Here is a 14,779-nt window from a genome sequence, read left to right on the forward strand (position 1 = left end):
GCGCCGGAGTCGGCAACGGTAGGGGCATGCGCAGAAATCACGTGGGTCCCGCGCCTCGGGAGCACGATTCCGAGCACGGCTGGGAGGTCGCCCACTTCCTCGGCAGCACGGCGCTCGACGGGGTCCGGATGGCCGGCTTCCGTGACCGCGCCTCCGTCGGGCTGGACATGCAGGTGCTCCCCCAGCCCGTCGTGGTCGTCGTCATCGGGCTCGGGGACACCCCCCTCACGGTGGAGAGTGCCACGGCGCCCCGGCCGCTGAGGAGCTTCGTCGCCTCGTTGTCGCCCGGCCCGGCCCGTGTCCGGGGCGAGCATGTCGAGTGCGTCGAGGTGTGTCTGCCGCCGCTGGCCGCCCATGCGGTACTGGGCGTCTCCCCGCGCGAGCTGGACGGGTCGGTCAACGGTCTGGAAGACCTGTGGGGGCGGCACGCCCGCTACCTCCGCGAGCAGTTGACCGACGCCACGACGTGGCAGGAACGCCTGGCACTGACGGACGCGTTCCTCGCGAGGCGGGCCGCCGGCACACCGTCGGTGTCGCCCGAGGTCGCCGCCGCCTGGAACACCATCGTGGCCCGCCGGGGCCGGGTACGGGTCGCCGGTCTCGCCGCGTCCTTCGGGTGGAGCCGCAAGCGGCTGTGGTCCCGGTTCACCGACCAGATCGGCCTCACCCCCAAACGCGCCGCCATGCTGGTCCGCTTCGATCACGCCGCCCGAGCCCTCTGCGCGGGCGAGAGCGCCGACGCCGTCGCCCTCGCGTGCGGATACGCCGACCAGTCCCACCTCCACCGCGACGTCACGGCCCTGGCCGGGTGCACGCCGCGCGCTCTGGCCGGCAGGTCCACGTGGAGCCCGTGCTTCCCGACGCGGTCGACATCCGGGCCGACGTCACCGACGGCGGGGTCACCTACCTCAGCGACCTCAACATGCTGGTGAACCTGGCCGGCCGGGAGCGCACCCGCGACGACTTCGCGGAGGTGTGCCGCCGCGCGGGCCTGACCCTCACGACGGTCACCCCGCTCACCGAAGCCGCGCCGTTCGCCATGATCGAGGCCGTGGCCGACTGACCTGCGCCGAGCGGCCCCCGGGCACCGGACGTTGCTGAAGTGCGCGCGGAGACAGAGCCTCCGGGACGAACCCGGCGATCAGATCTCCGCGAGCACCGCGTCGACGGTCGTCGCCGTAACGGCCCGCTCGAACCACACATCGAGCACCGTGAGGTCCTTGCAGGCGGTGATCCGCCGCCGTGCTTCATCCGGCACCGTGACACCGCGCACCGCGAGAATCCGCAGAATGTCCTCGGCCCGGCCTTCCACGCGGCCTTCGTCCCGACCTTCGTCCCGGAAGCTCTCGGCGACGAAGCCGCGGAAGTGACTGAGACCAGTGCCCATCAGGTTCCTCCAGATCTCACGGGCCGGCGTGGCGCCCAGACCCGCCTCGGTGAATTCGGCGAAAACCGCTGCGGCATCGGGGTCCGTGGTCCGGAGCGCCGCGGCAAGAGCCTCCAGTATGGCAGCGATGTCGTGATCGTTACTATGAGTGATCGCCGAGAAGACGGCCATCGGGATGTCGTCGGCCGCCCTGGCGGCGTCCGTGACCATGGGTACGTTGTGCGGCCCGAGCACCAAGGGGAGAGCGACCAGACTCGGGTGCTTGTCCAGGCCGATACGGATCGGCTCGGCTGCCCACTCCGCCGTTCCCTTGTCCCGGCAGACGACCAGGAGCACACACGGATAGCGGAACTTCGCGTAGAGGTGGGCGAGGTAGTACGCCCAGCTACTGCGCTTGTCCGGGTCCTTCTTGCCTTGAGCCTCGATTGCCAGCAACAGGGAGCCCCCGTCGGCCACATCGATGCGCAGCAGCGTGTCCACGTGCCGTTCGAGCGGTCTGATCTCCGTGAGATCCGTGTCCATGAGCGACACCGCGACGGGTTCCGGAAAGGGGATGCCCAAGGTCCGGAAGGCACTCGCGAATAAACCCGGATTGCCCTGGAAGATCCGATGATGAGCCTCATGAGGCGAACTGACCATATGCCGGAGGCTAGGGAGCCATCGGCATATGCTTCCGGCATACCCGGACCGCTTCACCCGATCGTGTCGGTTCGCCCCGGACGGGCATGACACCATCGATCCGTGCTCGACATCGGCTACTCCCTCTCCCGCCGCTTCCCCGACCCCCCGCAGACCGACTACCGCCGCGCGGACGTCCGCGCGCTGCGGCACGATCTGTTCTCCGGCGACGTCTACCTCGCGGACACGAAGGCGGACCGCGAGGTGTCCACAGCCTGGGGATGGGTGCCGGTGCTGGACTTCGCGTGGGCGTTGTGCGACATCGTCGAGCAGATCGACCAGGACCCGCGCGGCAACCGCTCCCACCGGCAGCAGTACGCGGAGCTGGACTTCACCGAGTCCTCGGACCGGATGCTGTTCGAGCGGCGCTTCGGCTGGGTCGACGTCGAGGCGGACTGGATGCCCGGGGACGAGCCCCCGCTCACCTTCAGCCACTCCCTCCTGCGCCGCGAGGCCCGTGACTTCCTGCACGACCTGATCGCCGACCTGGCCGACATGCACGAGGGCCTGGCCGACAACCCCGTGATCTGGGACCTCCAGGCCCGCTTCCCCCGCTTGTGAGGCCCCGGGCCCGCTTCTCCTGTCCTGTGCGGCCCCGGAGACCTGCCGAGGGCCTCACGCCTCCACCCGCACCCCGATCTGCGCGGCGAACGCCGGAGCCAGCTCCATCAGCTGCAACGGGCTGATCACCGCGCCCGCCAGCCGGTCCACACCCCGCGCGATGTCCAGCTCGGCCACCGCGCGCAGGTCCACGGACTCCATCCGGGCCCCGCTGAAGTCCGCCCGCTTCAGCACGCAGTCACGGAACTCGACGCGGACCAGGTGCGCGTTCCCGAAGTCCGGCTCGGAGAGCACACAGCCCTCGAAGACGACGTCCTTGAGCCGGGCCTTGCGCAGGTTCAGGTAGTCGATCTTGCCGCCGCGCACCACCACCCGCTCCAGCACCGCACCATGCAGCTGCACCCCGCCCAGGCGGGCGTCCACCACCTCCACGTCCCGCAGCGACGCCTCCGCGAGATCGGTGCCCACCCCCCGTACGCCCGTCAGCACCGCGTCGATGAAGCGGGCCCGCGTCAGCTCCGCGCGGTCCAGGGTGCAACCGTCCAGGGCGCAGTCCATGAACCGGGCGCCCCGGCCCGACGCGTCCGCGAGGTCCACCCCGTCGAACCGCACCCCGTCGTAGTCCCCGTCCGGCTCCAGGCCCTCGCCGTCGTAGGGAACGAGCGGTGGCAGCCGCACCTCCGGACGCCGCGCCGCCGCGATGGTGTCCTTCTTGCCCTTGACCGCCCTGGTCCCCCTGGTCGCCCCGGTCGCCCTCGTCGTCCTGCCCTCGCTCGCTGCCATACCCCCCATCGTGACGCACCCCACTGACAACCCCCGAGCGACCGTGTCACGAGCAGCCGCCCCCGATCCGTCGCATCATCAAAGACGCGAAGGAGATCCAGCCATGGAAGACATCCACGTCATCGGCGGCGGCCTCGCCGGCCTCACCGCCGCCATCACCGCGGCCGAGTCCGGTGCGCGCGTCACCCTGCACGAGGGCCACCGGGCCCTCGGCGGCCGGGCCAGGACCGCGGACGGGCCGTACCGCGCCAACGAAGGCCCGCACGCCCTGTACCGGCGCGGGCCGCACTGGACCTGGCTGGCCCGGCGCGGTCTTCTCGGCGCCGTCGTCTCCGTACCGCCCCTCGAAGGCCTCCGCTTCCGTTTCCGCCGCGCGGGAGCCGTCCGCCGTACCCCGCCCGTGGCTCTGCTGCGGCTCGCCCGGCGGGCCCCCCGCACGGCCCCGGTCGACGACGCCTTCCTGGAGTGGGCCGCCGGACAGGTCGGCGAGGAGGGCGCCCGGGCCGCCGCGAACTTCGCCGCCACCGCACTGTTCCACCACGACCCCGGGTCGCTCTCCGCCCGGTTCGTCCAAGAGCGCCTGCACCGCCTGGCCTCGTTCCCGCCCGAGGCCCACTACCCGGTCGGCGGCTGGGCGGCGCTCGTCGAGCGGCTGGCCGGCCACGCCCGGGGTCTCGGGGTCGGCATCGAGACCGCCGCCCGCGTCGATGCCCGGACCCTCGGCGAGCTGGCCCGTACCGGGCCGGTCGTCGTCGCCACCTCCCTCGACTCCGCCCGCGCCCTCCTCGACGACGCGTCCCTCACCTGGGACAGCGGGCGCACCGTCCTGCTGGACCTGGCGGTGCGCACCCGGCGCGGCGACGCGTTCGTCGTGTCGGACCTGGACGCGCCCGGCTGGCTGGAGCGGTTCACCGCCCAGGATCCCGGCCTCGCCCCGGCCGGCGAACAGCTGCTCCAGGGCCAGTTCCCGATCGGCCCCGACGCGCGCCGGGCGGAAGGGACCGCGCGGGCCGAGGAACTCCTCGACCTCGGCTTCCCCGGCTGGCGCGAGCGCACCACCTGGCGCGTCGAGGCCCTCGCCGACGGCCGCACCGGAGCTGTCGACCGCCCGGGCGCCACCTGGCGGGACCGGCCCTCCGTCGTCCGGGGCGACGGGATCTTCCTGGCGGGCGACCAGGTCGCCGCCCCCGGACTCCTCAGCGAGGTCTCCTTCACCAGCGGCATCGAAGCCGCCCTGCTCGCCGTGAAGGCCGCCGGACAGCGCTCCAGGGCAGGAGCCCGGGGCCTGGATTGACCTCAAGCAGAACCTCTAGGGCGTGTTTCGAAAGTAGCGCCGTCCGCCCGGAGGGCGGGCTCGGCGGCGTCTGGTGCGTGCGATCGCAAGGCGGAGGGTCGCCCCGATACTGGATGTATCGGGGCGATTCCGACAACGCGGCGAGCGTGCGTGCCAGACGCCGCCGAGCAGGCGGGACTTTCGAAACACGCCCTAGCAGAACCCCGATACGAGGGGGGCCACCGCCCCACGCCGCCGTGGACCTCCTCGGCCCCGCGGGCGGCACGCGGCCCACGGCCGGCCGGGCGACGGGCTCCTCGACGGGGGCCGCTCACCCTCACCGACGAGGAGCCGGCCGAACGCGGCTTCACGTCCGGTTCGGTCCTCGGGCCGGGGAGGGCCGGGGGGCCGGGGGGGCCGGGGGGGCCGAGGGGATGACCGGGGAGGGCCGAGACGGGGCGGCGGTCTGCGCGCACGGGAGACCCGTGGTCGGCCTCGCCGAGGCCGCGGGCGGCCGCGGACCGCCGTACAGCGCTTCCCGCTCGCCGAGGCCGCCGCAGCGCACCGCGCGCCGGAGACCCGGGGCACGACGGGCAACGTGGTCCTGGGACCGTAGTCAGGCCCTGCGACCGTCCGCCCCCAGCCGGGCCAGGGCCCCGTCCGTCAGTCGGTACACCGTCCACTCGTCCTGCGGGCGCGCGCCGAGCGACTCGTAGAACGCGATGGACGGGGCGTTCCAGTCGAGGACGGACCACTCCAGCCGCTGGTAGCCGCGCTCCACGCAGATCCGCGCCAGCTCCGTCAGCAGCGCCCTGCCGTGGCCGCCGCCACGCCGGTCGGGGCGGACGTACAGGTCCTCCAGGTAGATGCCGTGCACTCCGCGCCAGGTCGAGAAGTTCAGGAACCACAGGGCGAAACCGATCACCTCGCCGCCGTCGTCGTCGGCCGTCGCCACGTGCGCGTAGGCGGCGGGCCGGTCGCCGAACAGCGCCTCGTTCAGCTGCTCCTCGGTGACGACGACCTCGTCGAGGGCCTTCTCGTACGCGGCGAGATCCCGCACCAGGGCGTGCAGGACGGGGACATCTTCAGGTGTGGCGGTACGAATCATGGGCGCAGCGTAAGCAACCCGCGGCCCGGGCCACACCCTGGTTTCCCCGACCGCCGGCCCCAGCCCCGACCGCCGACCCCAGCCCCCGGCCCCGCCCCCGGCCGAAGCTGATGGGATCCGCCCCCGGCCCGCCCGCCCTCACCGCCCCAGCAGCCGGCGCGCGATCTCCGCATGGTCGGGGGCGATCCGGCCCTCCCCGCTCGCCGCCGCCCACAACCCGTTCTGGAGCACCCGCCCCAGCGTCCAGGCCCGCGCCCGCTCCCGGTCCCGCTCCAGGCCCAGCGCCTCCGTCAGCGCGTCGAACCGCCACACCACCTCGTCGGCGTCGAAGAGGTTGTCCAACGCCGGGAACAGCTCGAATCCCGGGTCCCCCGCGAGCGGCTTCGGGTCGAGCGCCACCCACTCCCCGGCCCGCCCCGCGTCCGCACGCCCGGCCAGGATGTTGTCGTAGTGCAGGTCCCAGTGCAGCAGCCGGTCCCCCGGCTCCCCCGCGACCTCCCGCACCGCCGCCGCGCAGTCCGCGATGAGCCGCCGGTCCTCGGCGTCGGCCAGCAGGCCCACCCTCTCCGGCACCGCCGCGAGCATCCGCTCCACCGCCACGCCCAACGTGCGCAGCCCCGCCGGCGCGGGCACCGCCACGAGCCGGGCCAGCACCGCCCCGAGAACCGTCACCACCTCCCGCACATCGGCCTCGCCGGACAACGGCCGCCGCTCGTCCAGCCGTTCCAGCAGCATCGCGCCGGTCTCCGGGTCATGGCCGAGCAGCTCCACCGCCCCGGCCCCCGCGTCGGTCCACGCCCGCAGCGCGACCGGTTCGCCCGCCGTCTCCTCGTCCACCGACTGGAGCTTCAGCGCGGCGGGCCGCCCGTCGGCCTCCCGCACCACCGGCAGGACCAGCGCGCACATCCCGTACATCGACGGGCCGTCCGGCCGCAGCCCCCACCGCTCCAGGCACCGCTCGGCGAGGCCGGGCAGGGCGGCGACGAAGGCCCGGCCCGCCGCTCCGTTGTAGCGGGACTGCGTGGCGATCAGTTCGTCAGGAATGTCGATCACCTCGCCGATCCTAGGGACCCGCGTCGACCGGGCCATGACGGAACAGCCCCGCGCGCAGTAACGTCCCGCCACACGTACGCTCGGCATCTCACCGGACAGGGACACCAGGGGCATCATGAGCACCGTCAGTACCGTCGTCGGCGGCATATCGTTCTGGTACGCGCAGGAGGGCACCCCCGCCCCGCGCGAACCCCTCCCCGGCGACACGAGCGTCGACGTCTGCATCGTCGGCGGCGGCTACACCGGGCTCTGGACGGCGTACTACCTGAAGAAGGCCGTCCCCTTCCTCAACATCACCGTCCTGGAAGCCAAGTTCTGCGGCTACGGGGCCTCCGGCCGTAACGGCGGCTGGCTGTACAACGGCATCGCGGGCCGTGACCGGTACGCCAAGCTGCACGGCCACGACGCCGCCGTCCGGCTCCAGAAGGCGATGAACGACACCGTCGGCGAGGTCGTCAGGACCGCCGCCGAGGAGAAGATCGACGCCGACATCCACCAGGGCGGGGTCCTGGAAGTGGCCCACACCCCCTCCCAGCTCGCCCGGCTCAAGGACTTCCACAGCGTCGAGATCGCCTTCGGCGAGACCGACCGGGTGCTGCGCGGCGCCCGCGAGACCGCCGAGCGCGTCCATGTGACCGGGGCCGTCGGCTCGACCTGGACCCCGCACGGCGCCCGGCTGCACCCGGCCAAGCTGGTCAAGGGCCTGGCGGACGTGGTGGAGGCGCTCGGCGTGACCATCCACGAGTCGACGCCGGTCACCGAGATCAAGCCCAAGCACGCCGTGACGCCTTACGGCACGGTCCGCGCCCCGTACGTCCTGCGCTGCACGGAGGGCTTCACCGCGAGCCTCAAGGGCCAGAAGCGCACCTGGCTCCCGATGAACTCCTCCATGATCGTCACCGAGCCGCTGCCCGCCCGGATCTGGGACACGATCGGATGGGAGGGCCGCGAGACCCTCGGCGACATGGCCCACGCCTACTTCTACGCCCAGCGCACCGCCGACGACCGCATCGCGCTCGGCGGCCGCGGCTACCCTTACCGCTTCGGCTCGGCCACCGACAACGACGGCCGCACCCGGCCCGAGACGGTCGCGGCCCTGCGCGAACTGATGGTCCGGCTCTTCCCCACCACGGCCGGCGTCCATGTCGACCACGCCTGGTCCGGCGTCCTCGGTGTCCCGCGCGACTGGTGCGCCACGGTCACCCTGGACCGCTCGACGGGCCTGGGCTGGGCGGGCGGCTACGTCGGCTCGGGCGTGGCCACCGCCAACCTCGCCGCCCGCACCCTGCGCGACCTGATCCAGCAGGACTCCGGACAGGCGGGCCCGACGGATCTGACCGCCCTGCCGTGGGTGAACCACAAGGTCCGCCGCTGGGAGCCGGAACCCTTCCGCTGGCTCGGCGTCCACGGCATGTACGCGGCCTACCGTGCGGCCGACCGCCGCGAGAGCACCTCGCCGCGCCCCGGCACGGACCCCGTCGCCAGGGTGGCGGACCGCATCGCGGGCCGCCACTGAGCCACCGGGCCCACGGCCCCGGGGCCTCGCTTCAGTCGCGCGGCCAGGGCCGTCCGTCGAGACGCTCGATGGAGAGGTTCAGGCGGCTGAGGGAGTCGGCGAGCTGCTGGGCCTCCTCGGGGGTCCAGTCCGTGAGGACCTTCGCGAGGCCCGCCAGATTCCGGCTCCGGTCGTAGTCGAGGCGGCGTTCGCCCTCCTCGGTGATGGCGAACTTGCGGGCGATGCCGCCGTCGGGGTCCGCGATGCGCTCGACGACCCCGGCCCGCAGCATCGCGGCGGTCTGCCGGTTGAGCGTGGAGGCGTCCAGACGGAAGGCGTCGCCGAGCTGGCCGATGGACATGGGCCCCTCCACCTGGATCCGGCTGAGCAGGATGTAGGCGGACCGGTCGAGCTGCCAGTCCACGCGCGGAGTGACCATGTGCATGTACCGGCCGAGCAGCATCGTCTCGCGTTCGATCCGGTCGATGGGCTTGTCCACGCGCTGCTTCCTTCGTCGAACAGGTCTCTCACGATAGATGTGCATGATGCACACGCTATGCATGATGCATAAACAATGTATCTTGCATAGTCGAACGCCGAGAGCGCGTGCGCGAGAACGAACGACCCGAACGACCCGAACGACCGACAGGCCCGGAAGGGCAAGAGGGAGCAGTACCCGTGGAGAGTTCACCCCCCGCAGCCCGCCCGGGAGGCGTGGTCGGCATCCTGGCCTTCGCCGGCATCGTGGCGGCGCTCACCCAGACCCTGGTGGTGCCGCTGATCGCGGAGCTGCCGAAGATGTTCGACACCTCCGCGTCGAACGCCTCCTGGGTGATCACCGCCACCCTGCTGGCCGCCGCCGTGGCCACGCCCGTCGCCGGCCGGCTCGGCGACATGTACGGCAAGCGGCGCATGCTGCTCGTCTCGCTCGTCCCGCTGGTCCTCGGCTCGGTGGTCTGCGCCCTGTCCTCGTCGGTGGTCCCGATGATCGCCGGGCGCGGGCTCCAGGGCCTGGGGATGGGCGTGGTCCCGCTCGGCATCAGCCTGCTGCGTGATGTGGTGCCGACCGAGAAGCTCGGCCCGTCCATCGCGATCATGAGCGCCTCGATGGGCGTGGGCGGCGCGCTGGGCCTGCCGTTCGCCGCCGCCATCGCGGAGAACACCAGCTGGCGGGTGCTGTTCTGGGTGGTCGCCGTGCTGGCCCTCGCGGTCGGCGCGCTGATCCTGGCCCTCGTCCCCGGGGACCGCCCGGCCAACGGGTCCACCAGCTTCGACCTGCTCGGGGCCGTCGGCCTCGGCACCGCCCTGATCTGTCTGCTGCTCGCCGTCTCCAAGGGCGCCGACTGGGGCTGGGGCAGCGCCACCACGCTCGCCCTCTTCGCCGCCGTGCTGGTGCTGTTGCCCGCCTGGGGCTGGTGGGAACTGCGCCTCAGCGAACCGCTGGTCGACCTGCGCGTCACCGCCCGCCCCCAGGTCCTGATGACGAACACGGCCTCGATCCTGGTCGGCTTCGCGATGTACGCGCAGTCCCTCGTCGTGCCCCAGCTGCTCCAGCTGCCCGAGGCCACCGGCTACGGCCTGGGCCAGTCGATGCTGGCGATGGGCCTGTGGATGGCCCCCGCGGGCCTGATGATGATGGCGATGTCCCCGGTCGGCGCGAAGCTGTCCGCCGCCAAGGGCCCGAAGGTCACCCTGGCCGTCGGCAGCCTCCTCATCGCCGCCGGCTACGGCCTGTCCGTACCGCTGATCGGCGCGGACTCCCCGTGGAGCCTGCTGATCGTCACCCTCGTCTGCAACTCGGGCGTCGGCTTCGCGTACGGGGCGATGCCCGCGCTCATCATGAGTGCGGTGCCCCAGTCGGAGACCGCGTCGGCGAACAGCTTCAACGCCCTGATGCGCTCAGTCGGCACGTCCTTCGCGGCGGCGGTGATCGGCGTGGTCCTGGCCCGGATGACCACGGACTTCGGCGGCTTCCCGCTGGCCTCCCAGAACGGCTTCCGCGTCGCGATGCTCATCGGCTGCGGCGTGGGCCTCGCGGCGGCGGTCGTCGCCGCTCTCATCCCCGTACGCCCGATGACCGCGCCGCTCCGCCCGGCCGCCGCGAGCGGTCCCGCGGGGGTGCCGGAGGCCTCAAAGTCCAAGGCCTGACCGTCGCCCGGACGAAGGGTCAGCGGGTCAGCCGGTCAGCCGGTCAGCCGGTCAGCGGGTCAGCCGGTCAGCCGGTCAGCCGGTCAGCCGGTCAGCCGGTCAGCGGGTCAGCGGGTCAGTCTCAGCAGCCGCCCGGCTCTCGCCGTCGCGACCAGCTCCTCGACGGTGGCGAGCTTCACCCGGGGGCGCCCGTCGCGCCGCCCCCGGTCCCGTTCGGCGCGGTCGATCGCGGCCAGGCCCCGGGCGTCCACGACCCGGCGGTTACGCCGTCGGGCAAGGCGCCGGAACGCCTTGGCGTCGCCCGTCGGGGCGGGCAGGGTCCCGGCGACCGCGTCGGCCAGGAGCGTGCCGACCGTCTCGGCCGCGCAGGTGCGGTTCGCGCCGATCCCGCCGGAGGGCCCCCGCTTGATCCAGCCGACCACATAGCCGCCGGGCAGCCCGGCGATCCGGCCGCCCTCGTGCGGGACGGTGCCCGAGGACTCGTCGAACGGCAGCCCGGGGACCGGCAGCCCCCGGTATCCGATGGCCCGCAGCAGCATTCCGGCGGTCAGATCCGCCGCGCCCCCGCCGCCGCCGTCGGTGACCCGTACGGTGCGCACGTCCCCGTCGGCCAGGATCTCCACCGGCTCGGAGTGGAAGCGGAGCACGATGCGCCGGTCCGCCCCTCGACCGGGCCCGGGGGACGCGGCGGCCGTCCGCGCCCGGGCGAGCCCCCGGAGCAGCCCGGCCCGATCGCCCGCCCCGGCCGCGTCGATCGCCGCACCCGTGCGCGGGTCGTGGTCGTCCACGACCAGCTCCACGCCCGGCAGATGCTTCAGCGCGAGGAGTTCGGAGCGGGTGTACGCGGCGTCCTCGGGCCCTCGCCGCCCCAGCACCACCACCTCGCGGACCCGGCTCGCCCGCAGGGCCTCCAGCGCGTGGGCGGCGATGTCCGTGCCCGCGAGCGCCGCCGGGTCGGCGACCAGGATCCGGGCGACATCGAGGGCGACGTTGCCGTTGCCCACCACGACGACCCGCTCGGCGGACAGGTCGACGCCCTGCGCGACGGCCTCCGGGTGGGCGTTGTACCAGGCGACGAACGAGGTCGCCGACAGACATCCGGGCCCTTCCTCGCCGGGGATACCGAGCCGCCGGTCCGTGGAGGCGCCGACCGCGTAGATCACCGCGTCGTGGTGGGCGGCCAACTCCTCCGCCGTGACGTCCCGGCCCACCTCGATGCCCAGGTGCATCCGGACCCGGGGGTGGGAGTGGAAACGGGAGAAGGTGTCGCCGACCTTCTTCGTCGCGGGGTGGTCGGGGGCCACGCCGTACCGGACGAGCCCGCCGGCCACCGGCAGCCGGTCGATCAGGGTCACCTCGGCGGCGGTGTGCAGCAGCAGGTCCTGCGCCGCGTACATCCCGGCGGGCCCGGTGCCGACGACGGCCACCCGCAGCGGCCCGAAGTCGGACGGCAGACTGCGCCCGAAGACCGGCTCGCCCCAGACGTGGAAGTTGGGCCCCACCGCCTCGGGGGCCGGCTCCCCGCCCTCGTAATAGGCGGCGTTGATGTCGGCGTACTCCCGCTGCCCGGCGGACAGCGAGTCCACCGGGAAGATCGCGTCCACCGGGCAGGCGTCCGCGCAGGCCCCGCAGTCGATGCACGCCCGGGGGTCGATGTGGAGCATCTCCGTACTGCCGAAGGCGCGTTCCTCGGGCGTCGGGTGGATGCAGTTGACCGGGCAGACGGCCACGCAGGTGGCGTCGTTGCAGCAGGTCTGGGTGATGGCGTAGGTCATGGCCCCGGCTCAGATCAGGTTCGCGCGCTTGTAGAACGCGAGGGCGGGCTTGGTGAGGAGGCGGGCGGAGGCCAGGAAGTCCATCAGTCCCGAACAGCTGGACCGCATCATCGACTTGTGGTGCTCGTTGCCCTTGGCGGCGGCCAGCGCGCGCTGCTTGTCCAGCCCGGCCTTCCGGTAGACCTCCGGGTTCACCATGCTGGTCACGATGAAGTACGAGGCGACGGCGACGACGAACGCGTTGAGCTGCCGCCGCGCCCACCCGGCGCCCGCCAGACGCTTGAGGGTCTCGTCCCGGGCGAACTTCATGTGCCGGGACTCCTCCACCACATGGATGTTGTTGATGGTGCGGACGAACGGCACGACCCGCTCGTCGCGCATCCAGTCCCGCTGCATCACGTCGAGCACTTCCTCGGCGACCAGGATCGCCGCGTACGCCGCCTCGCCGAACGCCAGCGTCTTGAAGGCCCTGCCCAGCTCCATCACCGCGCGGCGGGGCCGGTAATGGGGCGCCCCGAGCTTCTGCGCACCGCGCGCGAACATGATCGAGTGGCGGCACTCCTCGGCTATCTCGGTGAGCGCCCACTGGAACTCCGCGCCCGCCGGGTTCTTCATGTAGATGTCGCGCAGCACCATCTGCTGGAGGATCATCTCGAACCAGATCCCGGTGCTGGCGACCGACGCCGCCTCCTGCCGGGTGAGCTCCTTGCGCTGCCCCTCGGTCAACTCGCCCCAGTACGCGGTCCCGTAGAGACTGCACCACTCCGGGCTCGCGCCGTGGAACTCCTTGTCCAGCGGCGTCTCCCAGTCCACCTCGGTGGCCGGGTCGTACGCCAGCTGCGCGGCCGAGTCGAGCAGCCGCCGCGCGACGTCGTCGCCCTCGGGACTCTCCTGGACCTTCGACGGAACGGTGCTGCCGGCCATGCTGCGGCTCCTTGGGTCGAGTGCGGTGATCCTCGATCGTGGTGGTGCGTACGTCGGCCGACCGCCGCGACGGATCCGAAGCGCGCTGTACGGAATCGGCTCGCGCCGTACGGGGTCGTGCCGTGTGCCGTGTGCTGTACGGGATCACCGGGGCCGGGGGCGGCCCGCGCCGGACCGGACACCGGCCGGCCCGGGATCCTTGTTAGACGCAAGGTATAACAAGGATCCCGGGTCGCCTACCCCTCGGTAGGAATCAGTACGGACCCTCACCGCATCTCCTCGCCCCGAGGGCAGTTCAGCGCTGTTCCTCTCCCCAGGCGACCGGCAGGGAGACCACTCCGTAGACGCTGGAGCGTTCGCGCAGCGGCACTTCCTCCGGCGGGACCGCGAGGCGCAGGGCGGGGAAGCGGGCGAGGAGCGCCGGGAGCGCGACGGTCATCTCGACCCGCGCGAGTTGCTGGCCGAGACACTGGTGAGGGCCGTGACCGAAGGAGAGATGCCCGGTGGCCCGGCGGCGGATGTCGAGCCGGCCGGGCTCGGGGAACCTGTGCGGGTCGCGGTTGGCGGCCTGCACGGAGACGGTCACCGTCTCCCCCGCCCTGATCAGCTCGCCCGCCACCTCGACGTCCTCCAGCGCGGACCGCAGCAGCGGGTCGGCCACGCTGAGGTAGCGCAGCAGCTCCTCCGCGGCCGCCCCGGCGAGATCCGGGTCGGCGCGCAGGGCATCCAGCTGGCCGGGGTTGACCAGCAGGGCGAAGACACCGAGGCCGAGCATGTTCGCGGTGGTGTCGAGCCCGGCGGCGAGGAGGAGCCCGCCGATCCCGGCCAACTCCTCGTCGCTGAGACCGGAAGCGGCGAGGTCTCCGGAGTCCGATGCGGGGCCGGGTGCGGCGAGGTCGCTGAGCAGGTCGTCGGTGGGCTCGGCCCGCTTGGCGAGGACGAGTTCACCGACGTACCGGAGCAGCCCCGCGTAGGCCTCGTCCCTGGCCCCGGCGCCGGCCGCCTGGTCGAAGATGACCTCGACCAGCCCCAGAAAGCGCCCCCGGTCGGCGTAGGGCACGCCGAGCAGCTCGCAGATCACCAGCGTGGGCACGGGCCGCGCGAAGGCCTCCACCAGGTCGGCCGTGGGCCCGGCCTGCTCCATGGCGTCCAGGCAGTCGGTGGTGAACCGCTCGATACGACTGGTCAGTTGACGCATCCGGCGCACCGTGAACCGGCCGGCGAGCAGTCGACGGTAGCGGGTGTGCTCCGGGGCGTCGAGGCCGATGATGTCCCCGACGGGCGCCGGTGGCAGCTCTCCCGGCGCGCCCTCCATCGGCATCGGCAGGTGCAGGAGCTCGTAGCGGGAGCTGAAGCGCGGATCGGCCAGCACCGCGCGGGCCTCGGCGTGCCCGGTGACCAGGCGGCCCACGTGCCCGTCGGCGTAGCGGAGGCGGCGGACCGGCCGGTCGCTCAGCGCGGTGAGCCCGGCGGGCGGATCGAAGGGGCAGCCGGTGTGCCGGTCGGTGGGCAGGACGGGCGGCTCGTCGGCGGTCGCGGAGTCGGCGGCCGGGTCGTGGGCCATGGGGTTCTCCCGAAGTAGTGGGCTTGAGGA

At 72.9% G+C, this 14,779-nt stretch carries 13 protein-coding genes and 1 pseudogene; 6 read left to right on the forward strand and 8 right to left on the reverse strand.

Features of this window, described 5'->3' with window-relative positions; genetic code table 11:
- Nucleotides 1-26: 26 nt before the first annotated feature.
- Both ACIQRW_RS21395 and ACIQRW_RS21400 read left to right on the forward strand, forming a co-directional pair.
- Complete coding sequence (locus tag ACIQRW_RS21395) at nucleotides 27-932, forward strand: helix-turn-helix domain-containing protein (protein WP_403762571.1); 906 nt, start codon at nucleotides 27-29, stop codon at nucleotides 930-932.
- A pseudogene (locus ACIQRW_RS21400) lies at nucleotides 842-1,063 on the forward strand (methyltransferase); the annotation flags it as partial. The gene ACIQRW_RS21395 and the pseudogene ACIQRW_RS21400, both read left to right, overlap by 91 nt.
- Before the next feature lie 78 nt (nucleotides 1,064-1,141).
- Here the strand turns inward: ACIQRW_RS21400 and ACIQRW_RS21405 are convergent.
- Nucleotides 1,142-2,026, reverse strand: a complete 885-nt coding sequence (locus ACIQRW_RS21405; protein ID WP_403762574.1) for a hypothetical protein — start codon at nucleotides 2,024-2,026, stop codon at nucleotides 1,142-1,144.
- 102 nt (nucleotides 2,027-2,128) lie between these two features.
- Between ACIQRW_RS21405 and ACIQRW_RS21410 the strand changes: the two genes are divergently transcribed.
- Complete coding sequence (locus ACIQRW_RS21410) at nucleotides 2,129-2,626, forward strand: hypothetical protein (protein WP_030590408.1); 498 nt, start codon at nucleotides 2,129-2,131, stop codon at nucleotides 2,624-2,626.
- 54 nt (nucleotides 2,627-2,680) lie between these two features.
- Here ACIQRW_RS21410 and ACIQRW_RS21415 read toward each other — a convergent pair whose 3' ends face one another.
- A complete protein-coding gene (locus tag ACIQRW_RS21415; RefSeq protein WP_403762577.1) occupies nucleotides 2,681-3,409 on the reverse strand; it encodes a pentapeptide repeat-containing protein in 729 nt (242 codons plus the stop codon).
- A gap of 103 nt (nucleotides 3,410-3,512) precedes the next feature.
- Between ACIQRW_RS21415 and ACIQRW_RS21420 the strand changes: the two genes are divergently transcribed.
- On the forward strand, nucleotides 3,513-4,703 hold the full coding sequence (locus ACIQRW_RS21420) for an NAD(P)-binding protein (RefSeq protein ID WP_403762580.1): 1,191 nt from the start codon (nucleotides 3,513-3,515) through the stop codon (nucleotides 4,701-4,703).
- 595 nt (nucleotides 4,704-5,298) lie between these two features.
- Here the strand turns inward: ACIQRW_RS21420 and ACIQRW_RS21425 are convergent.
- Both ACIQRW_RS21425 and ACIQRW_RS21430 read right to left on the reverse strand, forming a co-directional pair.
- Nucleotides 5,299-5,790, reverse strand: coding sequence for a GNAT family N-acetyltransferase (locus ACIQRW_RS21425; RefSeq protein WP_403762583.1), 492 nt, complete (start codon nucleotides 5,788-5,790; stop codon nucleotides 5,299-5,301).
- A gap of 138 nt (nucleotides 5,791-5,928) precedes the next feature.
- Nucleotides 5,929-6,879, reverse strand: coding sequence for an aminoglycoside phosphotransferase family protein (locus ACIQRW_RS21430; RefSeq protein ID WP_403762586.1), 951 nt, complete (start codon nucleotides 6,877-6,879; stop codon nucleotides 5,929-5,931).
- A 79-nt stretch (nucleotides 6,880-6,958) separates the two neighbouring features.
- Here ACIQRW_RS21430 and ACIQRW_RS21435 point away from each other — a divergent pair, with 79 nt between their 5' ends.
- Entirely contained in the window at nucleotides 6,959-8,359 is a 1,401-nt protein-coding gene (locus ACIQRW_RS21435) for an NAD(P)/FAD-dependent oxidoreductase (RefSeq protein ID WP_403762589.1), read from the forward strand.
- Between the two features lie 31 nt (nucleotides 8,360-8,390).
- On the opposite strand, the gene ACIQRW_RS21440 is transcribed toward ACIQRW_RS21435, so the two are convergent.
- Entirely contained in the window at nucleotides 8,391-8,837 is a 447-nt protein-coding gene (locus ACIQRW_RS21440; RefSeq protein ID WP_403762592.1) for a MarR family winged helix-turn-helix transcriptional regulator, read from the reverse strand.
- Nucleotides 8,838-9,016: 179 nt separating this feature from the next.
- On the opposite strand from ACIQRW_RS21440, the gene ACIQRW_RS21445 reads away from it, so the two are divergent.
- The gene (locus ACIQRW_RS21445; protein WP_403762595.1) at nucleotides 9,017-10,486 is read left to right on the forward strand and encodes an MFS transporter; all 1,470 of its coding nucleotides are present in this window, start codon (nucleotides 9,017-9,019) and stop codon (nucleotides 10,484-10,486) included.
- A gap of 107 nt (nucleotides 10,487-10,593) precedes the next feature.
- Here the strand turns inward: ACIQRW_RS21445 and ACIQRW_RS21450 are convergent, their stop codons facing one another.
- The 3 genes from ACIQRW_RS21450 to ACIQRW_RS21460 form a co-directional block, all read right to left on the reverse strand.
- Complete coding sequence (locus ACIQRW_RS21450; RefSeq protein WP_403762598.1) at nucleotides 10,594-12,261, reverse strand: FAD-dependent oxidoreductase; 1,668 nt, start codon at nucleotides 12,259-12,261, stop codon at nucleotides 10,594-10,596.
- Nucleotides 12,262-12,270: 9 nt separating this feature from the next.
- The gene (locus ACIQRW_RS21455; RefSeq protein WP_403762601.1) at nucleotides 12,271-13,185 is read right to left on the reverse strand and encodes a diiron oxygenase; all 915 of its coding nucleotides are present in this window, start codon (nucleotides 13,183-13,185) and stop codon (nucleotides 12,271-12,273) included.
- Between the two features lie 295 nt (nucleotides 13,186-13,480).
- Complete coding sequence (locus ACIQRW_RS21460) at nucleotides 13,481-14,749, reverse strand: cytochrome P450 (protein ID WP_403762603.1); 1,269 nt, start codon at nucleotides 14,747-14,749, stop codon at nucleotides 13,481-13,483.
- Between the last annotated feature and the right edge of the window lie 30 nt (nucleotides 14,750-14,779).

It is taken from the genome of Streptomyces sp. NPDC091287 (genome assembly GCF_044768525.1).
GTDB lineage: Bacteria > Actinomycetota > Actinomycetes > Streptomycetales > Streptomycetaceae > Streptomyces.

Coding starts and splice junctions, on each gene's coding strand:
- ACIQRW_RS21395 (WP_403762571.1), top strand. CDS start 27: ATGCGCAGAAATCACGTGGGTCCCGCGCCTCGGGAGCACGATTCCGAG.
- ACIQRW_RS21405 (WP_403762574.1), bottom strand. CDS start 2,026: ATGGTCAGTTCGCCTCATGAGGCTCATCATCGGATCTTCCAGGGCAAT.
- ACIQRW_RS21415 (WP_403762577.1), bottom strand. CDS start 3,409: ATGGCAGCGAGCGAGGGCAGGACGACGAGGGCGACCGGGGCGACCAGG.
- ACIQRW_RS21420 (WP_403762580.1), top strand. CDS start 3,513: ATGGAAGACATCCACGTCATCGGCGGCGGCCTCGCCGGCCTCACCGCC.
- ACIQRW_RS21425 (WP_403762583.1), bottom strand. CDS start 5,790: ATGATTCGTACCGCCACACCTGAAGATGTCCCCGTCCTGCACGCCCTG.
- ACIQRW_RS21430 (WP_403762586.1), bottom strand. CDS start 6,879: ATGGCCCGGTCGACGCGGGTCCCTAGGATCGGCGAGGTGATCGACATT.
- ACIQRW_RS21435 (WP_403762589.1), top strand. CDS start 6,959: ATGAGCACCGTCAGTACCGTCGTCGGCGGCATATCGTTCTGGTACGCG.
- ACIQRW_RS21450 (WP_403762598.1), bottom strand. CDS start 12,261: ATGACCTACGCCATCACCCAGACCTGCTGCAACGACGCCACCTGCGTG.
- ACIQRW_RS21455 (WP_403762601.1), bottom strand. CDS start 13,185: ATGGCCGGCAGCACCGTTCCGTCGAAGGTCCAGGAGAGTCCCGAGGGC.
- ACIQRW_RS21460 (WP_403762603.1), bottom strand. CDS start 14,749: ATGGCCCACGACCCGGCCGCCGACTCCGCGACCGCCGACGAGCCGCCC.